At 41.1% G+C, this 23,375-nt stretch carries 14 protein-coding genes; 10 read left to right on the plus strand and 4 right to left on the minus strand.

The features are described 5' to 3' along the window. Positions 1 to 7: 7 nt before the first annotated feature. Positions 8 to 427 carry a response regulator gene (locus tag J1N51_RS12650; RefSeq protein WP_208831617.1) on the minus strand — a complete coding sequence of 140 codons (420 nt, stop codon included), beginning with the start codon at positions 425 to 427 and terminating at the stop codon, positions 8 to 10. Next, positions 424 to 3,117 (minus strand): PAS domain-containing protein, encoded by a 2,694-nt coding sequence (locus J1N51_RS12655; RefSeq protein ID WP_208831618.1) that lies wholly within the window; start codon positions 3,115 to 3,117, stop codon positions 424 to 426. Before J1N51_RS12655 ends, J1N51_RS12650 begins: the two co-directional genes overlap by 4 nt. A 311-nt stretch (positions 3,118 to 3,428) precedes the next feature. On the opposite strand from J1N51_RS12655, the gene J1N51_RS12660 reads away from it, so the two are divergent. The 10 genes from J1N51_RS12660 to J1N51_RS12705 all read left to right on the plus strand — a co-directional run bounded on the left by J1N51_RS12660 (position 3,429) and on the right by J1N51_RS12705 (position 20,989). Next, positions 3,429 to 7,373: a response regulator gene (locus J1N51_RS12660; RefSeq protein WP_208831619.1), complete on the plus strand. Its 3,945-nt coding sequence runs from the start codon at positions 3,429 to 3,431 to the stop codon at positions 7,371 to 7,373. After that, on the plus strand, positions 7,370 to 8,272 hold the full coding sequence (locus J1N51_RS12665; RefSeq protein ID WP_208831620.1) for a GGDEF domain-containing response regulator: 903 nt from the start codon (positions 7,370 to 7,372) through the stop codon (positions 8,270 to 8,272). Before J1N51_RS12660 ends, J1N51_RS12665 begins: the two co-directional genes overlap by 4 nt. Before the next feature lie 16 nt (positions 8,273 to 8,288). Beyond that, entirely contained in the window at positions 8,289 to 10,298 is a 2,010-nt protein-coding gene (locus tag J1N51_RS12670; RefSeq protein ID WP_208831621.1) for a PAS domain-containing sensor histidine kinase, read from the plus strand. A 20-nt stretch (positions 10,299 to 10,318) separates the two neighbouring features. Next, positions 10,319 to 10,972, plus strand: a complete 654-nt coding sequence (locus J1N51_RS12675) for a response regulator (RefSeq protein WP_208831622.1) — start codon at positions 10,319 to 10,321, stop codon at positions 10,970 to 10,972. 294 nt (positions 10,973 to 11,266) lie between these two features. Then, positions 11,267 to 11,647, plus strand: a complete 381-nt coding sequence (locus J1N51_RS12680) for a hypothetical protein (protein WP_208831623.1) — start codon at positions 11,267 to 11,269, stop codon at positions 11,645 to 11,647. A gap of 141 nt (positions 11,648 to 11,788) precedes the next feature. Then, positions 11,789 to 13,996, plus strand: coding sequence for a S9 family peptidase (locus J1N51_RS12685; RefSeq protein ID WP_232842807.1), 2,208 nt, complete (start codon positions 11,789 to 11,791; stop codon positions 13,994 to 13,996). Between the two features lie 72 nt (positions 13,997 to 14,068). Beyond that, positions 14,069 to 16,240 carry a putative bifunctional diguanylate cyclase/phosphodiesterase gene (locus tag J1N51_RS12690; RefSeq protein ID WP_208831624.1) on the plus strand — a complete coding sequence of 724 codons (2,172 nt, stop codon included), beginning with the start codon at positions 14,069 to 14,071 and terminating at the stop codon, positions 16,238 to 16,240. Between the two features lie 224 nt (positions 16,241 to 16,464). Further along, the gene (locus J1N51_RS12695; protein WP_208831625.1) at positions 16,465 to 18,429 is read left to right on the plus strand and encodes an alkaline phosphatase PhoX; all 1,965 of its coding nucleotides are present in this window, start codon (positions 16,465 to 16,467) and stop codon (positions 18,427 to 18,429) included. Positions 18,430 to 18,546: 117 nt separating this feature from the next. Continuing rightward, positions 18,547 to 20,259 (plus strand): hypothetical protein, encoded by a 1,713-nt coding sequence (locus tag J1N51_RS12700; protein WP_208831626.1) that lies wholly within the window; start codon positions 18,547 to 18,549, stop codon positions 20,257 to 20,259. Position 20,260: 1 nt separating this feature from the next. Further along, on the plus strand, positions 20,261 to 20,989 hold the full coding sequence (locus J1N51_RS12705) for a hypothetical protein (RefSeq protein ID WP_232842808.1): 729 nt from the start codon (positions 20,261 to 20,263) through the stop codon (positions 20,987 to 20,989). Here J1N51_RS12705 and J1N51_RS12710 read toward each other — a convergent pair. Both J1N51_RS12710 and thiE read right to left on the minus strand, forming a co-directional pair. Further along, positions 20,986 to 21,756: a HesA/MoeB/ThiF family protein gene (locus J1N51_RS12710; RefSeq protein WP_208831627.1), complete on the minus strand. Its 771-nt coding sequence runs from the start codon at positions 21,754 to 21,756 to the stop codon at positions 20,986 to 20,988. The genes J1N51_RS12705 and J1N51_RS12710 overlap by 4 nt on opposite strands. 12 nt (positions 21,757 to 21,768) lie before the next feature. After that, positions 21,769 to 23,355: a thiamine phosphate synthase gene (gene thiE / locus J1N51_RS12715; protein ID WP_208831628.1), complete on the minus strand. Its 1,587-nt coding sequence runs from the start codon at positions 23,353 to 23,355 to the stop codon at positions 21,769 to 21,771. Between the last annotated feature and the right edge of the window lie 20 nt (positions 23,356 to 23,375).

The following is a 23,375-nucleotide window of genomic DNA, read 5'->3' on the forward strand; positions in this document are numbered from 1 at the left end:
TCCTTTATTAAATTCCGTTTATAGGCTCGGGGAGCTTATTCCAATTAAACCAATAATCCAATGCAGACTGAATTAGTGACGACAATTCAGCTTGGTTTGATGGCTTTACAATATACGACTTAACTCCTAAATCATAGGCGTCTTCAATATCTTTGTTGTAGTCAGAGGTGGTGTAGGCAATGACTATGTGTTTGTTGATTAACTCTTTTTCTTTCAGGTGTGCTAACACCTCAAGACCAGACATTCTAGGCATGTTTAAATCCAAAAAGATTAAGAATTGCTCATCTTGTTTACGATTCAAAAACTCAAGCAGCTCAATTCCATCAGATAAATTGGTCAGGCGTAATTCAATGTCTGATTTTTTTATTACTTGTCTGAAAAAATAGACATCATCCGGATCGTCTTCAACTAATACTATGTGATTCATAACTCTTTTTTTGGAACCTTAATGACAAACGTAGTCCCTACATTGATATCGCTCGCACACTCTATCGTTCCTCCGTGTACTTTACATATTTGTTTGCATATCGCTAAACCAATTCCACTTCCTTGGTATTTGTCTTTTGAATGCAGCCGCCTGAAGGGTTCAAAAATCTGTTTACAGAAGCGTTTTTCCATACCAATACCATTGTCTTTGACATAAATGGTAGTCGAATTATTTTGATTTTGTGCTGTTATTTCTATTAGTGGCGTGTTGCTTGATTTGAACTTTATAGCGTTTCCGATTAAGTTCTGAAGTAACTGGCTTATTAATGACCGGTCGACAAATAATTCGGTGTCTCCCTTTACAACATTTATTTTTGCGTTGGACTCTTCAATGACCAATTGGAGCTGGTCACAAGCCATCGAAACCGCTTCTTGCAAAGTAATTCGCTGTTTGTGGAGGGCTGCAGTATTAATCTGAGAAAGCCCCATAATGTCTGAGATCATAATTCGCATACGTTTAGCCGCATCTTGAATTCGCTCAAACTGAAACTTACTCTCTTCATCTTTACTTAGATGTTCTGCGAGTCGCTCGGACAATGCATCACTAAATGAGGATATTTTGCGAAGTGGTTCTTGCAAGTCGTGAGAAGCCACCATTGCAAATCGTTCTAGGTAGGAATTTGATTCTTGTAATCGCGTTAGTAACTCTATTTGTTCGGTAACGTCTATAAAGGTCGTCAACATGATAGAGGGGTTGTTGTTTTTGTCTCTTTTGATGATGGTATTGACCGTGTGGCACCAAACATAATGGCCATCTTTGTGTTTCATACGGTACTGAATCGGAAAACGCGAACCAGATTCAGATTCAATGACAAGCTCTATATGTTTACTTATATCCAGTACATCTTCCGGGTGATAAATCGAAATTGGATCGTCGAGGTTTTTCACTTCGCTTAAAGAGTATCCCAAAATATCGGTATATCTTTGATTGATCCGCACGACTTTTTGCTCCTCGAAAGAAAATAAGCAAATGCCGCAAATACTGGCGTCAATGATGTTTTCAAGGAATTGTTTGTTTTCTGCAATTTCTTGCTCTATTTTCTTCAATGCGGTGATTTCAATGGCTGAGCCGACTATTTTAATCACTTCTCCACTGTCATTTTTTATTGGATATAAAGTGGTTTGATACCAGTGCTGCTTGCCTTTTGAAGGAATGCATTCTGAGTATTCTTTTACATCTTTAATATCAACGCAAGATTGGTAGTTATCTCTGAATCGCTCAATATTGTCAGCGCCAAATTTGGACTTTAACTCCGTGAGTGACAGACCAATAACTTCGTCAATGTCTATACCCATCCTTTCAGCTGCCGTTCGATTGAATGAGGTGAATCGAAACTCTGAGTTGGGCTCTACATCGATAACCCAAATGGCATTGTTGGCTCCTTCAAAGATAGTATTCAATAACTCTGTTTTTTCTATTACTTGCTTTTCAAGGGACTTACTATCTTGAATGTATCTAAGTGAGCCTGACATAGTAATCGGCGTACCTTTGACGTCGAATAAGGTATTCCCTGTTAAGTTAAACCAACCGTATTGGTTCTTTTTGTTTTTTCCTAAATACTCTACAACTAGCTTTTCTTTTGTCTTGAAGTGTTCTTCAAACTTGTCGTTGACTCTATCTAAGTGATCGGGGTGTATGTGTGATTTCCACGTGTCGATATGTTGTGGAGCTAGTTCTGATACGCCAATAAGGTCGTAAAAAGTGTCTGACCAGGTCATTGAGTTATCTTTGACAACCCATTCCCAAACACCGTCTTCAGTGGCGTTGATTGCTCGCTCTAGTTTGGCGTGGGACTCTACGAGTAGACGCTTTACATTCTCAATTTCGGTTAAGTTTTTGAACGTGACTACAAAGTAGCTTTGTGAACCAAAGTTTTCTTTAACTATGGTCACTTCTGCAGGGAAGTTTTTAGTTGTGCCACGTAAGGTCACAATAGAATCAACTTTAAAGCTACCTTGGCCATGATTGCGCAACTTTTGAGATAACATACTCATGAAAGCTTCATTGGAGACATTGTCGGGCTCCAATAGCTCAGTTAAACTGATACTTTCCGATTCGTGTAAAGATAGTCCAGACTCTTCTCTAAACGTCTCGTTTGACAGTAAAACGTCAAAGTTTTTGTCTAATAAACATGCGCCAATCGGCATGGTATCCAACATGAATTGAACTAATCGCTGTTGTTCGACTTGCATCGATAAAAATTTGTGTTCTTCAGAAATTGAATATAATTCTTTTTTTATACCTTCAACTTGTTTTGGAGTCGTAATCCCCACCAGTTCAGGAAGGATTCGGTAAAGGTATACTGCCGTCATCATCGAAACGGCAGCCGTTATGGCTTTGGTTATACCATGCCAGCCATATATACCATGCCATATAGTGACAATACCAAACACATGAGTGATACCACACATAAGTATAAACATTGAAAACAACACGAATACAGGCCGGTAGCCAATATCAGGTCGACGCCGACTAAAAATGACAATAGCTAGAGGGATAGAGAAATAGGCTGCTGCAATTAATAGGTCCGAAATAACATTGGTCCACAGAATGTGGGGTTGCCACATATAACAGTGGCCGTGGGGCATATATTGGCCAGTAAAAAAGCTAGACAGGCTATTAGGTGTCATGAGTAACGCTCTATGGTGTCTTTATTTAAGGTAAAAGTTTGAATATTTTTTCAATATTTATAAAGGTTTAGCTTAGTTTTTCGGATTCGTCTATGTTAACAATCGAAAAAATAAGTCTTTCCACACTACAGAGCTTATGTCATAAAAGATAGGAACTTGTAATAAAACTCATAAGTCCTGTTATTAACTAAATATCAAACAAAACATGTTACGTTTGAGATCTTTAGACTATTGTTAGTTAATCTGTTTTTGGGTTAAATTTTTGAAAATCATAGGAACCGAACTAATTTTAAACGTATTAGATTAATATCATGGAAAAGTCTTTGTACAACAATCGCTCCCTTTATCGCCTTCTGCCCACGACTCTGTCCTTTGTTGTAATGCTACTTGGTGCTCTCGTTATGATGGGATGGATAATTCGCAACGAATCATTAGTGCAGATCAGCTCAAGCTTTGTCCCAATGCAATTTAATACAGCGTTGGCTTTTTTGTTTTCTGGTGCGGCTTTGTGGGGGGTAATCGAAAAGTATTATCAAATTACTCTCTCCGCAGCGATAATCGTATTGATCATTAGCGGTCTAACTTTAAGTCAGTACTTGTTTGGTATTGATTTAAATATCGATCAGCTGTTGATGGAGCATTACATCGACACAAATACATCCAGTCCTGGCAGAATGGCACCAAACACAGCCGTGTGCTTCTTGTTACTTAGCTGTGTTGGCATATTAACGTCTTACGCAAAATCAATTAGCTGGGCTAAACAAGTCTCTTTCATTGGTATTATTATTGCCCTTGCCTTATCTCTCGTAGCATTTACTGGATATTTTAATGGAATTGAATCCAGCTACGGCTGGGGGCGTTATACTCAAATGGCCTTGCATACAAGTGTTGGGTTTATTCTTATGGCCGTTGCCTTTGTCATTATATATTTGCAAAGGTGGCAAGCTGTAATTAATCCAGTGAACATTACTGCTTTATTTTCAATTTTTATCATAACTGTCACTTTTACTCTTTGGCAGGCCATAAGCAGCCATGAGCACAAACAGGTTTTAAAACAGCTTAACTTTTATGCCGATAACATAGAAAAAGACTTACTCTCCGAGTTTATAAAATACAGTGATGGTTTAGTGCGATTAAAAAGGACCATTGAGTCCAATAGCTTTGAATTAGACAGCGCTCCTACCCAGTTTAATAGTCAGCTAATTAACTATTCCGCTATGGACTCGCTGTCATTAATGGCAACGGTATCTGAGGTCGAATTTACTCACCCTGATACGTCATATGAAAGCCTCTTCACTTCGTTTTCTTACCGACCAAGTCACATGAATAATCAACTTTTGGTGTCATCGGACAATTCTATCGTAGGAGTATCTGATGTTAAAAAGTTTGGTGCTTTGGGTAATTATTTTGTGTTGTTTTCAAAGGCACAAATTGACGATTATCCTGACATTCAGCGAATCGTTGCTCTCATTGATGTCGATAACTTTATTACTGCTGCGTTAGAGCGATATGAGTCATATCCGTTGGAAATTAAAATTGATGATGCATCTGGTCGACTTTACCCCATTGTTTGGGGTAGTTCGAATAACGACTTGAAAACGGCTCGAAAGATAATGAACTCTGGGTGGACAGTACAAGTTTCTGCGAATTCAATGGACTTGGCTGATGGTAGCCTTGCCAATGTCGTTTTGGCTTTTGGTCTGATTTTTAGTGCATTAGTCGCGGCTATTTCCCAGCTGTTTTTAAACGCAAGAGAAAAAGCATCAAGACTTTCTAGTGAAGTCAGCTCAAGAAAAGAAGCACACCAAAAGGTCACTGAAGCCAAGTTAATTACAGAGCTTGCAAGTAAAGTTTCGGGATTGGGTGTTTGGACTTGGGATTTAAGAACTAATGAATTGACCTGGGATGAAAATATGTACCGAATCTACCAGGTTCCAGTGTCTCTAGTGGATCACCAATTACTTTATGATAACTGGCAGGAGGCACTTCACCCGGAAGATCGTGAGGGTGCTGAAAAAAGTTTATTACAAGCAATTAGAGAAAAAACAGATTGGTATCATGAATTTCGCCTTGTCGTTAAAAACAATAAAGTAAGATTCATTAAAGCGGCAGGAACTATCATTTTCGACGATGATGGTATTCCGGTTACTATGATCGGAGGCAATTTAGATATCACTCAACTGCGAGAAGCCCAGGAGAGGATGGAAGTTCTCAAAGAACAGTCGGACAAAAACAATCTTGCGAAGAGTCAGTTTTTGGCAAATATGAGCCATGAAATTCGAACCCCGATGAATGGTGTGTTAGGCATCACTGACTTACTTCAACAAACTAAACTTACACCGTTACAGCAAGAGTATTTAGAGCTGATAAAAACGTCAGCAAGTTCGCTCCTGAGAATACTCAACGATATCCTCGACCACTCAAAAATCGAAGCGGGTATGCTCGAATTGAGTGAAGATCACTTTTCTTTAGATAATAAAGTTGGCGATTTGTTAAAAGGTTTTGCTCCTACAGCGCATCAAAAAATGATTGAGTTGGAATACAACATTGAAGCATCAATACCAGACTGTATTTATGCAGACCCAATGCGTGTAGGCCAGATCATTTTTAATCTGGTTGGCAATGCCGTCAAATTCACTCAAACCGGCGAAGTTATTGTCGAAATTAGTACTAACAATGATATGAAGCTGCGCTCGCCGGGTGACGATTTTATTTTACAGATTGCCGTTAAAGATACGGGAATTGGTATCCCCAAGGCTAAAATAGACACTATTTTTGAGCCATTTGGCCAAGCCGATAACACCACCACACGTCGCTTTGGTGGCACGGGGTTAGGATTGCCAATTGTTCGACAACTGGTGCATTTGATGGGCGGCCGTCTGAGTTTAGAAAGCCAAGAATCTATAGGCACTTTGATGACAGTAGAAATACCGGTGAAAGTAGGTGATCAAGCGATGTTAGACCCTGAAGAAGGGCACGCCCATATCATTAATTCGTTCGATTTTACCGGTATTACATGTCTAGCGGTTGATGATAATTCGATTAATCGCAAGTGGTTAAACAACATGATTTCTTCTTGGGGATGCAAAGCGATCGTGGCGGGAAGTGGTGAGCAAGCGATAGCCCTTTATCAATCCGCAATGGAAAAGCGCGATAAAATAGATGTCCTTATCATAGATAAAGACATGCCAGGAATGGATGGTTTTAGCCTATTAGAAAGATTAAGAGGACAGTACAAAAATATACCAACGCCTGTGTTTATGCTAAATAGCTCTGACATTGCCGAAGATTTGGAGCTTTTACGCCAAAATGAAATTGAGCACTACCTATTGAAGCCGGTAAAGCAATCTGAAGTATTTAATGCGTTAACTGAAATATTGCAGCATGAGCGACCTGATTTACAATCTAAAAGCTCAACAGAGCTAGCTCCGCCAGAACGGCTTTTAAATGTATTAGTCGCTGAAGATAACCCGATTAACAGTCGCCTTGTGCATGATATTTTGACATATCGCGGACATAACAGCTCATTGGTTTTTAATGGTAAACAAGCACTTGAGCAATATAAAAGCGAAGATTACGACTTGATTTTAATGGATGTTCAAATGCCAGAGATGGATGGACTTGAAGCAACAAGTTTAATTCGTAAATTTGAGAAACACCGAGGTATCGAGCCGATAAAAATCGTCGGCCTTACTGCGCATGCGTTATCAGGAGATAGGGAGGTCTGTTTGGATGCGGGAATGGACGACTACCTAACTAAGCCAATAGATTCAGCACGGTTGTTGACTACAATTGAGTCGTATTTTACGTCTACCGACGCGATACAACCTTTACCTGAGCAAGTAACAATAACTAAACAGCAAAAGCCCGAAAATAATCCAGAGACTAATAAAAAGCCAACTGAGGATTATCGTTGGTTTGATTTTGATGATGTAATGAAGGTGACTTCTGGTCAACTAGAAACCGTCGAAGCTATGGTGAGTATGACGATGAATATTCTTCCGCAAGAAATCGCTGATGTTGCAGAAATGCGTGATAACGAGGAATGGTCATCTGTCGCCAAACAACTGCACAGAATGAAAGGCATGTTGGGCAATTTGACAGGAAGCCGACTACAGAGCCAATTTATTGAATTGGAGCAAGTGGCTAAAAGTGAAGATTTACCTTTGTTCAACCGATTATGGTCGGCAATGGAACTAAAATTAAAAGCATTTTTGATGGAACTCGAAGACTTTGAGGATCGTTCAAAGAAATGAATATTTTAATTGTAGAAGACGAGCCGGTGACACGAATGCTTATCTCGAGTTCAGTTAGGAACTGGGGTTATGAGGTGTCTCAGGTTGAGTCTGCTGAGCAAGCGTTGGCGTTTCTACAACAGAATGAAGAGTATTACATTATTTTGACCGACTGGTCGTTACCTGGAGTTTCGGGGCTCCAAATGGCGCAAGAAATTAGAGCCAGATTTGACGAGCCTAAGTACATCATCATGCTAACTAATAAAAATAGCGAAGAAGATTTAATTGAAGCCATGGAGGCCGGAATTGATGATTACGTTACTAAGCCCTTTAGCCCGGGAGAGTTGAGAGTCCGTTTACGAGCTGGATCTCGAATTATAGAACAAACCCAGAAGCTTAAGTTTTTAGCCAATTACGATGAATTAACAGGTATCTGGAATCGCCGGATGTTAGTCACTCAAATGCGAAACGAATGGAACCGCCACTCACGAGAAGAGCTAATTTGCAGTGTTTTAATGTTGGATATTGATCATTTTAAAATCGTCAATGATACCTATGGCCATGCGGGCGGTGACGAAGCTTTGAAGGTATTTAGTGATGTACTCAAGCAAAGTGTCCGGCCTTACGATTTAGTCGGACGGTTCGGTGGTGAAGAGTTTACCGTGTTATTGCCTAATACTTCTATGTCAGAGGCTAAAGAGGTAGCAGAGCGGATCCGTACAGAAGTGGAGTCTAAAATAATTCATATTAAAAACGACTGCTCATTTAATATTACAGTGAGTATTGGTGTAGCAGAGCGTGAAACATCCGATAAGAGTGTGCAAGAGTTGATCGGAAAAGCTGATAGTGCACTGTACTTTGCTAAAAAGGAAGGGCGAAACCAAACGGTGTGCTGGTTTGGCTCAGAGGTAACACAATAATAAAAAGGCATTATTTTTGAGTCGTAAAGAACAACATATTAGAGCGGTCAAGCTTTTCGTTACTATATTATTATCGGTCGTTCTAGTTGCACTTTTTGTCATGTCCAAGTCTGTCGTCGCCCAATGGTTAATTATTGTGCTCGTCGGTGGCGGCGTGTACTTATCTGTAGATCGGTTGTTTTCTAATTTTCAAGGTACGGAAAACAAGACGCTTGCCGCCTACTCGGATGCGGTTTATAACGAAGTATTTGTCGAAAACAGCAATGCGTGTTTTATCATTACCATACCTGAACTTGAAATAACTGAGCTCAATCGCGTCGCACAAAGTGCCTTGGATATACCATTAAGAGATGAGCCTCTATTCTTAGAGTCATTGTGGACTAGTTTCAAAGAAGATATGCCTAAAGAGTGGCTCGAAAGTCTCAGAACCAAGAGAGCCTATTCCTCCTGTGTAGCTAAGATAAAACTCAAAGAGATCCATGGTCAATCCATGCCAAGGTTATGTACCTTGGCATTTATCCCATTACCATATAAACAAAAGCCCAGTGCCATCATAAAGGTGATTAACAAAGCATTTTTGTTAAGTGAAAAAACGGTATCCTCTTCGCCGGTTGGACGCCTAGATGTAGCTCGTCACGCAGAGGGCATGGCCTATTGGGAGCTGGATTTAAAAAACCAACAGCTGTATTACTGCACTATGGTGGCAAAATTATTGGGGCTGGACGAAAGTTTTAAGTCACCCATTGACTTGAGCATTTTAAAACAAAGGGCGGACACTGCCGTTTTTGATTTTATTATTCAATGCGTTAAAACTGGATTCAGAACAAATCCTTTAAAAGCTCAAAAAATGTTGATCGACAGGTCGGGTAATCAATCATTTGTTTACATGCAGGCTCAATTTTATCCAGACGAGCAGTTTGTCATTGGTAGTTTTTTAGATATTACCCCAATAAAACAGTTAGAAATTAAGCTTAGACAACAAGAGCAGCAGACTAATCAACTAGTTGATTCAATACCTGAAGGAATCATGGTATTGCAAAATAACCGAGTAGTTTATCTTAACCGTGCCTCACAAAAGCTTTTTGGCATTGATGATTTAGGTCAGTCTGGGGAATTGTTATTAGCTGATTTCGTGTCTGATCACGACAAGGCGCTTTTGCGTGATCGAATAAAGTTTATGTTATCGGGTAAAAAGTCGAGTTATGGCTTTACCTCATTTACTTTGCGTCGTTCAGACGGGGAATACTTTGATGCAGAAGTCGCTGTAAACCTCATTATTTACGAAGGGACAGAGTCAGTTCAATTTGTTATTCGAGATTTAACCGACGTCCTCAGGGTAAAAAATGCATTAGCCAGAGCAAACTATCGATTGAGTGCATTGTCTTCAAAAACCTTACAATTGATCGAAGCAGAGCGTAAGCAAATTGCCGGGGAACTTCACGATGACGTAGGTCAATCCCTAACTGCAGTGCTTTTGGCCACCAAGTGGATTACTCGACGAGTGGACGATGAGCAGATCTTGAGTAAAATCGCAGATATTCATCAGATAACTAGTCAAAGTCTTGATACAGTAAGAAACTTGTCTCTACTATTGAGACCAGCTCAGTTGGACTCTCTGGGTTTCTCACCAGCCATCAAGTGGCAAATGGAAAAGTTATTTTCAATTGATGAAATAAATTATCAAATCGATGATAAAGATTTTGTTGAGTTAAAGGACAAACAAGCAGAGATTGTCGGCTTTAGAATTGTTCAGGAGTCTTTAACCAATATTGTTAAACACGCCAGAGCAAAAAATGTAAGGGTGACTTTATTCAGTAATGAAAGCGTTTTAATCATTCAGATTAGTGATGATGGAATTGGCTTTGATGTTCACGCGCAAAGTGATAGCGTAGGGCTAATCAACATGAAAGAACGTGTTGAGTTAGCTGGTGGAGAATTTAAAATTTTCTCTAAGCCTTTGTTAGGTACTGATATAAAAGTAGAAATTCCATTGAGAAATACGGAATCAGGTCTAGACTCATATTAGGATATTTGGGAGTTGATTTTATGCAGGAAAAAAAACGGGTTGCGCTCGTTGATGACCATCATCTTGTTCGTGCTGGACTTAGGGCACTAGTAGAAGATTTGGCTGGTTATGATGTAGTAGGAGAGGGCGCAGATGGCTCGGAGGTACTTGAGCTCATCGATGATGTAAATCCCGACGTACTAGTGACTGATATCGCAATGAAACAGGTATCGGGGCTAGATATTTTACCTGAAGTTAAAAAACACCACCCAGGCCTCCCGGTTATTCTATTGACTATGCACAATACCTCAGACTATTTACAAACGGCGATAGAAAGAGGCGCCAATGCTTACCTTTTAAAAGACTCAGCTGAGGTCGAACTGGAACTAGCACTAAAAGCGGTTTTGGACGGACAAATTTATATTAGCCCCAAGCTATCAGAACAGTTACTCGAGACACTCAAACACGACGATTCTAAAGAAGAAGCAAGTGTGAGTAAGGTATTAACACCTCGTCAAACCGAAATTTTGAAAATGCTCGCAGAAGGCAAAGGCACCAAAGAAATTGCCTATGATTTGGGCTTGAGCGTGAAAACGATTGAATCTCATCGCTCTCAAATCATGGAACGCCTACAAATCCGAGATTTGGCCTCGTTGGTAAGATTTGCGATTAAAAACGGTATTACGGATTTATAATTTATTTAACTCCCTTCCTTTCGCTTCCCTTCCCCTTAGGGATGTGGTTATGGGTGTGTAGGGGAACAACCTGATTAGACTTAGGGAAACCCCTGATAGTAAAAATCGTATCGGTTGCTTAAAATATCAACAAGTTAATCAGATACTCTCCAACCTTGAGGCAACCACTTAGGCAAAAACTTCGTGGTTGCTTTTTTTTATCAGGTGAATCCTGATTGAGCCTTTCTAATTTCCTCATAGTAAAAAAACAATGATCTCTTACACTCAGTATTGTGGAAAGCGAGGAGCATAACTATGGGAGTTTACGATCAGTCTGACGCTTATCATGAAAGTGGTGCGAATGAGGTGACTCATGTTGATCACTTTGGACCCTCTCTTAATGAGATGAACTTGAGATCATTGAGTCAAGCGAGCTCGTCACAACTTAGAATGTTAGCGGCCAGTAACCTAAAATATTATCCAGAGCACTTGGTCATTTTGATTGATATGCTTAAATCTGAGGCTGAGCCATCTGTCGTTCGGGCTGTAGACACCTCTGTTAAAAGTTTAGCGAAAAACTCTGATATTGAGCAAGACATCATCGACGCTTTAAAAGAATTACTGAACGACAAAAACCGTCTGAATGATCCAATGCTACGTCATGTAGAGTTACTGCTACAGGAACTACTCAAGTGACTATGTGGTAACCACCTCAAGTTGCTTTAGCCACCTCAAGTGCTGTAGTTTCGTCATTCATTAAAATCTTTTTACAATAAAGTTATAGTCACTTTATCAATAAAGCCTTATATTTTACCAACTAAATAAAAGGTGACTATCATGAAATGGAATTACTCAATTCTTATCGCTGCAATGAGCTTAGGTATAGCTGCATGCGGTGAATCAAACAAATCAGTGAACGCCTCATCTGATGTGAGCACTGACAATTCAATACAACAAGAAACAACTATGTCTTATAAGCGCATGCAACAACTAGACGTTCCTGCACCAGTTGCGAAACAAGTGCCGCATACTTTTGAACATCACGGTATCTCAGTAGACGACCCATTTAATTGGTTACGAGACTCTAGTTATCCAAATACTGATGACAAAGAAGTTTTGGACTATCTCAATGCAGAAAATGACTACTTCCAGCAGTTCTTGGCCCCAAATAAGGAGTTAGTCGACGAATTGTTTGAAGAATTCAAAGGTCGTGTTGATGAAACTGCGTCATCAGTACCCTACGTAGATAATGGTTACGAATATTGGTGGGAATACAAAGAAGGTCACGATTATCGTACTCGTTACCGCAAAAACTTAGAAACAGGTAAAGTTGAAGTTTATTTAGATGAGCAAGCCTTATCGGAAGCCCATGACTATTTTGTCATTGGTGGCGTTTCAATTAGCCCTGATAACAAGCGTATCGCTTATACAATCGACACATCAGGTGATGAACGTTATGACGTATTTGTTCGTGACCTGTCTAATGATCAAGAAATTGAAGTAGCGATTGGTGATACCAATGGCTCAGTTCAGTTTGTCGGCGATAGCAATACACTCGTATATGGAAAATTAGCGGAAGGTGTATGGCGTACAGAATCGGTTAATACACAAACAATCGGCGTTGCCAACTCAGATCGTGTTTTGTTTGCAGAAAAAGATACAGGCTTTTTCCTAGGTTCGGGCCTAACCACAAGTGAAGAATACCTAATTGTGTCGACGGGTAACTCGGACGCACGTGAAGTTGTCGTATTTGATGCTAAAGACTTATCTAAGCCAGGGGTAACCTTGTTTTCCCGTGAAGACAAATTACAACCGAGTGTCGACCACGGAAACGGCAAATTCTATGTTCGCGTCAACGACAAACATGTTAATTTCCGTTTAGCGAGTATGCCAGAAGCAAACTTATCAAACCCACAATGGCAGAGCATCATTGAAGGTGATAAGACGTTGTATGTTCAAGGCTTTAAGGTATTTGCTGAGCAAATGGTAGTATCACTAAGCCGTGAAGGCTTAGAAGCAATGCACGTCATTCCTAACGAGGGAGAAGCGTATGACATTGAGTTTCCAGAAAAAGTTTACAGCGTAGGCCTGAGTGTAAATCCAAGTTTTGAGCAACAACACGTTCGCTTGCGTTATACATCGATGATCACGCCATCAACGATATACGATTATGATTTTAAGACTAAGTCATTAACTCAGCGCAAACAGCAAAAAATCCCTTCTGGTTATGACAAGAGCCAATATGAAACGGTTCGTCTAATGGCACCTGCACGTGATGGCGAAAAGGTTCCTGTGTCGATAGTTTATAAAAAGGGCTTTAAAAAAGACGGTAGCCAACCTCTCTCGTTATATGCATATGGAGCCTATGGCGCGGGCATGTCACCGTCGTTTTCTACGACGCGTTTAAGCTTATTAGATCGCGGGTTTGCTTTTGCCATCGCTCACACTCGTGGTGGTGATGAAATGGGTTATAGCTGGTATTTAGATGGCAAAATGGATGAGCGTGAAAACGCATTTAATGACTTTGTCGACGTTGCTAAACACTTAGTTAAAGAAGGTTATACCTCCAAGGGTAACATCTCTATTGCTGGAGGAAGTGCCGGTGGTGAAATGATGGGTGCGGTTACTATCCAAGCTCCAGAGATGTGGCGTTCTGTGTCTTTGATGGTACCTTTTGTTGATGTACTTAACACCATGTTGGACGCAACCTTACCTTTGACACCTCCTGAGTGGAATGAGTGGGGTAACCCAATCGAAAGTAAGCACTATTTTGAGCTGATCAAGTCATATTCGCCTTACGACAATATTGAAAAACGCGAATATCCACCAATGTTAGTAACAGGTGGTCTTAATGACCCTCGAGTAACTTATTGGGAACCAGCTAAATGGACTGCCAAAATGCGCGCACTCAAAACCGACGATAACTTGTTGATAATGCGTATGAATATGGGAGCAGGACACTTTGCAAATAGTGGACGTTATGGTCGTTTGATGGACCGTGCAGAAGAAATGGCATTCCAAATTCTGGCGCATCGCGAAAAATAATCTAAACTTTCATTAAACACAGTAAGTTAGGGCCTTTTAAGGCCCTTTTTATTTGATAATGGAAGGAAGTAAGTGGCGGAACCGTCCTCAACACCCCCTAAAATATTTCTAAATAATGAATTAAAGAGCTCAAAGCGCTTACTGATATTTGGTATTAGTATCTTGTTGGGGGTTTTTATATGGCACAGTTACACCACGGTTAGCCTCCATAAAGAGTATCAAAACGAATTAATGAACTCGGTGACAGACCAAGTCATTATGGAATATCAATCTCACATAGAAACACTTCGCAACCAAATTAATCATTATCAATGGCTCTACCAAAATGAAATCAATGAGCTGGTTAGACAGGGTTCTAATAGCACCACACAAGACTACCTCGATCTATTAGAACAACTCAGGTTGGACATTGAAGACGTTAGGCTTTTTTCAGTCATTGATGAAAACGGTAATGGTGTGTTTAAACATATAACCGGCGATTTTTTAGCGGACTGTAAAGAGGAAATTAACTCTACGCTCGAGGTTAGCTCGCAAGAGCATTTGTTCTTACATCGAAGTCAAAAATCTGTTCACTATGATTTATTGGAGCCATTAGTTGGTGGCAAGGGCTTTATATTTGTCGCATTTCAACCGACTAAATTAATTGAAATATTAAGTGGTTATCGCTTACCTCAGCAGGAGTTATTTTTGTTAAGGCAAGACATGATAGGCAAGGTTGAACTGTCTTCAATTAAACAAATTCAGGATAAGACCAGTGTCGGTGTGACCATGACCGAAACCGACGTCGCTAAATTTAATTATTTAAAAGAAATTCCTGGTACGCGATGGCAAGTCGCTATCCGTCTAGAGGGTAGCTACATTTATGACTTGCAAAAAGAAACGTATTTACGAGCTCTCATATTGTGGGGAGTCATTTCCACAATTTTAATGATCAGTTTTGACTCTCGAAGACGGCGATTATTGTCTCAGTACAAAATCATGAAGAAGTTGCAACACACTGAGTCACACGATTCGTTGACGGGGCTCATGAACCGACAGTTGTTTGTAAAAAGGTTAAATCAGCAACTTGAGCAACTGACCGTTGGTGTCGGTGGGGTATTTTTAGTTGATATCGATCGTTTTCAGGTATTTAACAATGCGTTGGGCTTTGGCAAAGGCGATGAAAGCCTAAAACTTATCACTAATCTAATTAGAGAAGTTTGCCCTAAAAAAGCATCAATTTCTCGGATAAGTAATGATCAATTTGCCATATTGGTCGACGATATCAACCACAATTCAGTATGTGCTTTTGCCGAAAAAATGCGAAAAGAAATCGCTAACCTAGACCTTTCGGAAATCGCTGACAAACTCACCCTCACCTGCAGTGTGGCTGCGATTCAGCTAGACGATTCTTTTATCGATGGTGACCACGTTACGAACGCGTTGATGTTCACTATTAAACTAGCTAAAGATAAGGGCCGTAACCGTGTCCAACTTTATCAATCGAGTGACCCAGAATTAATTCGCCATGCGGGCGAAATGGAAATTTTTAAAACCGTGCGAGGCGCATTAACGGATAGTGCTTTCATTTTGTATCGCCAACGTATTGTTGCGGCCCAGCAACTAGAAAAAAATGAGTCATATGAGGTATTGCTTAGAATGACCGGCGAGGACGGGAATATGGTCAGCCCCGCCTTATTTATCCCAGTCGCCGAACAGCATTCACTGGCTGTCGAATTAGACAAGTGGGTCATTAATCAAACATTTGCTTTTATAAAAGAGACAAAAACTGATGACCATTACAGCATTAACCTATCAGGTCAGTCTCTTGCAGATCCCAACATGGCTTTGTATGTTAGGGAGTGTTTGGTGAGGCATAACGTAAGTCCCCGTCAAATAACGTTAGAGATCACAGAAACATATGCGATCACCCATTTAAACGCAGCAGTGAGCTTTATTACCGAGTTAACAAATTTAGGCTGTCGATTTGCATTGGATGACTTTGGCAGTGGCTTGTCTTCATTTAGTTATTTGCAAAAACTGCCAGTCCAAAAACTCAAAATCGACGGTGTGTTTATTAAAGACATTGCAAATTCCAAGCGCAACCAAGCCTTTGTCCGAACTATGGTTGATTTAGCTAAGTCAATGGATATGGAAACCGTCGCTGAGTTTGTCGAAACCGAAGAAGAGTTCAGTATTCTCAAAAGCTTGGGGATAGATTATTGCCAGGGATATTATTTTCATGCCCCAGAGCCGTGGCAATAATCCAGCTGATGCATCTAATGTGAAGACGCTGGGTTACGTCGATTGATTATGACTTAAATAAGACATTGTCACAAAAAAGCCATGAGTATTTCATTAATCTTTCAACTTTTTTCAACGTGAGTGTCACGTTTTGTTCCAACAATGTGTGTCAGAAAATCTGAGGTCTCGCCTGAAGTCAGATTCGATATCAAAAACTACCAACACACATTATAAAAGGGACAAGTATGTCGACTCTAAACAAAACCTTTAAACTTTCTGCTATTGCAGCAACCTTAGCGCTTGTATTAACAGGCTGTGAACTTGATGGCGAAGATGGTGCCCAGGGCCCTCAAGGTGCGCCTGGTGCTGACGGCGTTGCTGGTACAGATGGTACGAACGGACAAAACGGCGCTGATGGTGCTAATGGTGCAGACGGCGCGGACGGTCAGAATGGCGCTGACGGTGCCGATGGTCAAGACGGCGCAGACGGTCAAGATGCACAAGGGACGTCAATCCCTGGTTTAACGCGTATCGCTACCGTGCCACTAGGTGCAGAAGTAACTGGGATGTATTTAACAGAAGAGGGTGACTTGTTCTTTAATGCGCAACACCCATCTGATTCAAATATGACAGCAGATAGTGACGGAAAAGTATTTAACAAAGGCACAATCGGCGTTATCACGGGTTTAAACTTCAATAAAATCCCTGCAAATGTAAGCTCATCAGCGAAGCCTATGACTCAAGCTGAAATGGAAACGGTTCAGGTGGCTATTGGTGATTATCAAGTTTTGGCACAAACAGGTGATACATTTGATGGCAAAATTGAAGGTGGAGTCGGCCATATTTATTCTTTTGATGGTGAAGTTTTAATTAACGAAAATCACAACCCCGATTTCAATGGTTTTGTTCAAACAGGTGCAGGTGAAGGGTATTTATTCACTAACTGGGAATTGATCCCTGGCGGTATGAGTCGATTAAAAATCAACAAAGGAACTGACGGCAAATGGTCAGTCGAAGAAGCTATGATGGTTGATTTTTCTTCAGTAATGGGGACTGGTGCTAACTGTTTTGGTTCGGTGTCTCCATGGGGCACACCAATGACAGCTGAAGAGTGGATCATTGCTGATGATATGAATAACACTTCTTCTGGTTGGAACCACAGTGACCCTTCTCAAGTCAGTCCATATCTTGAAGGTAATATCGAAGATATGACTAACTACATCAACGGTAACACAGGTGGAACAACGTTCCCTAACACCTATCGTTACGGTTATATTGTTGAGGTACAAAACCCAACAACCACTTCGCCAACGCCAGTTAAACATTTCACATTAGGCCGTGTTCAGCATGAAAACTCAGTTGTAATGCCAGATGAGCGGACCGTTTACACCACGCAAGATGATACAGGTGGTGTGTTGTTAAAATTTGTTGCAGACGCTGCACAAGATTTAAGTTCTGGCACTTTATATGCCGCAAAATTACAACAAGATGACTCAAAAGAGCCAGCCGTGACAGGTTTTGATGTTACTTGGGTACCTCTAGCGACTGCAAACAATGCTCAAATCGAGGCTTGGATTGCGGAATACGACAGTATTTCACAAGACGATTATGTTGAAGGCCAGAGTAACTACATGACCGTATCTGACGTGGAAGCATGGGCAAATGGTGACGCTCTGTATCCAACCGTTGAAAATGGTGGTAGCACTGTGACTGCTGGTCGCCCGATGGATGATCGCGCCGCGTTTATTGAGACTCGCCAAGCTGCAAAAGCCAAAGGGGCAACGGCTGAATTCCGTAAACTTGAAGGCATTAATATCAACCAAAAACGTGCAAAAGAAGCCGTTGAAGGAACTGATCTCATCGCCGGTGAAGTTGTGACTCAAGCTTACATGTACTTTGGTAACTCTGACATGGATAACACCATGATCGATGACGAAGGCGATATTCAACTTGACGATCGTGTAAAAGATTGTGGTGCTGTCTACAGAATGCCGCTACTCGCTGGCTACGACACAAATCGCATCGAACCTGTATTAATGGGTAGCACGTATCGTTCGTCACTTGATAAACCGAGCCGTTGTGATGCAAACAACATTACTCAACCAGATAACGTAATGGTAATGGATGACGGTCGTATCTTAATCGGTGAAGATGCAAGTTCAGAACGTACTAACGACACATTATGGATGTACGACCCTAAAGCTAAATAGGGGGCGCTGACGCGCTGAAAATTGTGAGAGGGCCTCAAGTTGGCCCTCTGTTTCACATATATTCCTCAATGTTTTTGTATCTATTCCAGAACTGTGATCGAAAAAAGTGTACGTATTATGACTATCCAATCTTCTCTATCGAGCTTAGGACTAAAGCTTGCTTTGCTATTATCAGGCACATTCGTGTTGAGCGCGTGTGATGAGTCCGTCTCAACAAATCTTCAACTTGCTGACCAAGGTGTAAACCCAACTTATTTGGTGGATGAATCTTTGTCACAAGCTAACATCTCTAACCAAGCCTTGGCTGTGAGTCATTTATCTGAAGCAGAACAATATTTAACAACGGGTGAGGTTTATAATCCAGAGGCCGTTATTCCACCTCAGTGCTATACAAAAACCGAGGGAACAAATAACCCTTGTTATGTATGTCATCAAAGCTACTCGGCCAAAGAGTTACGTCCAAATGCAATGAATGATGGTCTTATTCAAGGTGCTTATATTTTCTCAGATGTTGGTGTGACAAATAGCTGGAAAAACTTATTCGTTGATCGAACTGAACTGATTAAATCCATTTCTGATGAAGAAATAATGGAATATGTAAACCAAGACAATTATGGGCTTTTAGAAGAGCAAATGAAGTCATCATCTTGGACTAATAATATTCCTTACATTAAAGATTTAGAGTTGGGGCAAGAGGCTTTTGACGAAGACGGTCTAGCAAAAGACGGTAGTCATTGGGTGGCTTATAATTACAAACCGTTCCCGAGTACCTTCTGGCCGACTAATGGCTCAACTGGCGATGCCATGATCAGGTTAGGTGAAGCTTATCGCTCTATAAATGGTGAGTTTTCTAAGGATGTTTATTTTGCCAATTTAGCTTTGGTTGAAATGGCCATGAAAGATATTGATTCACTTTCTACGTCGACCATTGATGAAAACAAAGTCGGAATTGACCTCAATAACGATGGACATTTGACCCAAATAAAACAAATTAAAAAACAAAGCCATTATGTTGGTGACGCTTCAGATAAACCCCTAACAAAAATGCTCTTTCCAGAGCAAACAGAGTTATTGCATACAGTGCGTTATCTTGGTGTAGATGAAAATGGTGAAACTGTCATTCCAAAACGAATGAAAGAAGTACGTTATATGCACAAGCATATGTTACGTAGTCGCGAAAGTTTACTCAGCAGCTACTACGCTGAGCGCAAAGAAAAACATTTTGAAAAATTGCCACGCATGGTTCCTGCTGGGGATCGAGGGATTGCCAATGGTTATGGCTGGACGATTAATGGCTTAATTGAAGACAAACAAGGGCAATTAAGACCGCAGCATCAACAAGAGTTGGCTTTCTGCAATGGTTGCCATCGCTCAGTTGGTTCAACCATTGATCAGACCTTTTCATTTGCCCGAAAAGTCGAGGGTAAAGACGGTTGGGGATATATCAACCTCAAGTCGATTAAAGACGTACCGAGTTTAGGTGATAAAGATGGCGAGTTTGTAACTTACTTGGAGCGAGTTAAAGGTGGTGATGAGTTTCGCCAAAACCAAGAGATGCTAGCTAAATGGTTTACACCCAATGGCAAGCTAAACAAAGAAAAGGTCAACGCCTTAAATAACATTCATGAGCTAATTACCCCCTCTAAAGAGCGAGCGTTAAAACTCAACAAAGCCTACCGAACAATAGTCGCAGAGCAAAGTTACTTGTTCGGTCGAGACGTCACTTTGGTAGAGGCCAAAAACGTTTTAAAAGAGGTCGATGAGTCAGCCGTACCTATCAATGAAGCTCAGCGTTATGTTTATGACCTGAGACTGAACTGGGAGCAATAACATGGATATGTCTCTACCCCTGTTTGACTTCTTTCTCGCAAGTGGGTTGATGGCAGTTGGTATCGGGACAGATGTGGCACTTGCTACTCTGTCTCGAGCATCAAGGTTGACTGGCTTTCGAGTGGCGCTATTTTGGATTTTTGGTGTTTCCCTAACACATACCCTATTTCCTATGGCTGGATATTTATTGACTTTTTTTAGTATCCAATTACACCCAGCGATTACACCAACGGTTGGTGTTATTGCGTTTGCTTTGATCGCATTGTATCTAAAAGAAGAACTTGGTGAGTATGGTATAGAGGCGAGCAAAGAGCTATCAGCCAGTAATAATCATCAACAACTAATGGTGACCATGGGTTTAATACTCGCGGTAAGCTGGGACGCATTGTGGTCTGGCCCTGCTAAATCGGCGCAGGTAATAGGCTGGCCAGAAGTATGGGTTTGGGCGTCATTTGTCGTGGTAGGGTGCTTAATTTCGGTTCTTGCGCTTTGTGCTTTACGCTTAGGTTATCGAGTGTCAGGCGCATGGCAAAATAGTGTCCTGGGCTTTGTCGCTGTTTTGTTGCAGCACACGGTCATAGCATATTTTGGTATGCTAGCTTTGACCACTTACACATTGGGGCTAGATCTCCCTTGGTGGTTACTGATGCAAGTATCTTTATCCTTGGTCGTGATGACAATGATAGGCTTAAGTCATTATCGCAAACGTCAGCAGTTAGGTGTTCATTAAGACTTGTGACAGGGCTGGTGATGGATACAGTCTGGGTCTTTGGCGACTGTAAGACTACGACTTGCTAAATTAAAGCCATCAAACGTAATGAGTTGATTGTGGTTAATTGGCTTGTTAAGTAAACAGGCTAAGGCAGTACTCGCTTGCATAGAGCCTATAACTCCTAATAGGGGACTGATGACACCTGCGGTTTGACAATTTAATGGTGTTTGACTCGACTCTGGAAACAAGCACTGGTAACAGGGCGAATCCGCTTGTGAAAAATCAAAGCTAATAAGTTGTCCTTGGTGTTGGATGGCAGAACCAGATATTAAGATTTTTTTGTACTTAAGGCATTGTTGGTTAATGAAATAGCGACTTGTACTGTTGTCAGTACAGTCCAACACCAAATCAAACTGGTTCCACCATTGTGGCGCATCAAACTCAGTAATACTTTGACCATAAACAGATATATTAATTTCTGAATTGAGCTTTGCTAATTGAGCTTGCGCCGCTTGTACCTTCGATTGACCTATGTTTGGTTCTGTAAATAAAATCTGTCTTTGCAAGTTACTGCGCTCAACCTTATCGTGGTCCACCAAAATAATGTTGCCAATACCAGACGCCGCAAGGTATTGGCTGGCAGGACAACCCAAACCACCTAAACCAACAATTAATACCGTCGCTTGCTTTAATGCCAGCTGGCCCTTTTCACCAATGTCTTTGACCATTATGTGTCGGTTGTAACGCAAAAACTCAGTGTCGCTCAGTGCTTGGTTGTTTTTCATTGTTTAATCTACTTATTCGAATAACGAAGAGAGCTGTTTAACGGCATGTTCTGGGTCTTTAGCTTCAGTTATAGCGGTAACAACGGCAATGGCTTGCGCACCGCAAGTGAGGACTTGGCTAGCATTACTCAGCGTAATACCACCAATGGCTACAATGGGAATTTGACCTTGTAAAGCGCACAGTGCCTTTAGTGCGGATAGACCTTGGATTTGTCCAGTCATGTCTTTGGTTTTGGTCGGAAACACGGCTCCGATAGCCAGGTAGCTCGGTTTAATTGCCAATGCGTTAATAAACTCAAAGTGACCGTGAGTACTGATACCAAGACGCAATTTAGCATGTGCAATGGCATTGAGATCTGCGCTCTGCACATCTTCTTGACCAAGGTGAACGCCGTAAGCCTGATGTTTAATGGCTAATTGCCAATAGTCATTGATAAACAGCTGTGCATTGTATTGTTTGCCCAGCAAGATTGCTTTTTGAATCGCTGCTTCAAGTGCTTCACCTGAGTTGGTTTTGTCGCGGTACTGAATTGTTGTTACTCCCAGTTTTAACAACCTTTCTAGCCACTCTAGTGAGTCGACTACAGGGTAAAGGTTGAATAAATCTGAGTTTATTCTTGGAAACGACAATGCGGGTTGCGTATCTAAGTTAGGTCCATCCTCCCATTCTGTTAGCCAAGTGTTACTGGTTTGTGGAAGCACAGTCAATGAGGTAGGAAGCTGTGTTTGTAATACAGGCCCATAGGCGCCTTCAAGGCAAGATGAGGCTATTAGCCCATGAGTAATAAAGCCTTTTGCCAGTGTTACCGCATCCCTAAAGTGATAGCCTTTAGCGACAAATACAGCAATGGCAGAGGCGAACGTACAGCCCGTACCATGGTGATGTTCGGTTGGGATTTGAGCGCCATTAAGCCAGTATCTTGTATCGTCACTCATTGCCAAATCGATACTTCGGCCCGAAATTAAATCGATGTGACCACCTTTAATCACTACCTTTTTACAACCTAATTGAATAAATGCCTCAGCTGCGCGTTGCATACAGTCCTTCGAAAACATATAGGTGCCAGCAAATTTTTGTACTTCTTTGGCGTTTGGTGTAACAACATCCACAAGAGGAAATAACGTATCTCGGATCAGCGGCACTAAGTCCGACTCGGTGAGCTGATCACCAGAGGTCGCAGCTAAGACCGGATCGTAAACAATAATTGGACGCGGCCAATTTTCTTCTTCACACGTTTGGTTTAATTCTGTTAGTAGAGTTATTAACGTATTTACTTGTGCTTCGTTGGCCAACATACCGACTTTTATTGTGCTTGGCATCGCCGCTTGTTCAAGAGCACTCCATTGTGAACGAAATACTTCATCGCTTACTGCGTTGATTTCTTTTACCCCTCCTGCATTTTGTGCCGTTACAGCGGTGATGATGGTATTGGGCAGTCCACCTAAATTGTGAATGGTCTTAGTATCAGCCTGGATACCTGCACCGCCAGTACAATCTGACCCTCCTATCGCCCAGACAACAGGGGCGCCTTGCCAGTATTGATTGGTATTATCAGGGAAAGAAAATGAGGAAGAAAAAGGGGAAACAGCTTGAGTCATAAATTTCAGAGTCTCGTTAT

Origin of the sequence: Psychrosphaera ytuae (genome assembly GCF_017638545.1) — a bacterium.
GTDB lineage: Bacteria > Pseudomonadota > Gammaproteobacteria > Enterobacterales > Alteromonadaceae > Psychrosphaera > Psychrosphaera ytuae.

Coding starts and splice junctions, on each gene's coding strand:
- J1N51_RS12695 (WP_208831625.1), top strand. CDS start 16,465: ATGTCGACTCTAAACAAAACCTTTAAACTTTCTGCTATTGCAGCAACC.
- J1N51_RS12685 (WP_232842807.1), top strand. CDS start 11,789: ATGAAATGGAATTACTCAATTCTTATCGCTGCAATGAGCTTAGGTATA.
- J1N51_RS12680 (WP_208831623.1), top strand. CDS start 11,267: ATGGGAGTTTACGATCAGTCTGACGCTTATCATGAAAGTGGTGCGAAT.
- J1N51_RS12655 (WP_208831618.1), bottom strand. CDS start 3,117: ATGACACCTAATAGCCTGTCTAGCTTTTTTACTGGCCAATATATGCCC.
- J1N51_RS12650 (WP_208831617.1), bottom strand. CDS start 427: ATGAATCACATAGTATTAGTTGAAGACGATCCGGATGATGTCTATTTT.
- J1N51_RS12705 (WP_232842808.1), top strand. CDS start 20,261: ATGGATATGTCTCTACCCCTGTTTGACTTCTTTCTCGCAAGTGGGTTG.
- J1N51_RS12665 (WP_208831620.1), top strand. CDS start 7,370: ATGAATATTTTAATTGTAGAAGACGAGCCGGTGACACGAATGCTTATC.
- J1N51_RS12700 (WP_208831626.1), top strand. CDS start 18,547: ATGACTATCCAATCTTCTCTATCGAGCTTAGGACTAAAGCTTGCTTTG.
- J1N51_RS12675 (WP_208831622.1), top strand. CDS start 10,319: ATGCAGGAAAAAAAACGGGTTGCGCTCGTTGATGACCATCATCTTGTT.
- J1N51_RS12660 (WP_208831619.1), top strand. CDS start 3,429: ATGGAAAAGTCTTTGTACAACAATCGCTCCCTTTATCGCCTTCTGCCC.
- thiE (WP_208831628.1), bottom strand. CDS start 23,355: ATGACTCAAGCTGTTTCCCCTTTTTCTTCCTCATTTTCTTTCCCTGAT.
- J1N51_RS12710 (WP_208831627.1), bottom strand. CDS start 21,756: ATGAAAAACAACCAAGCACTGAGCGACACTGAGTTTTTGCGTTACAAC.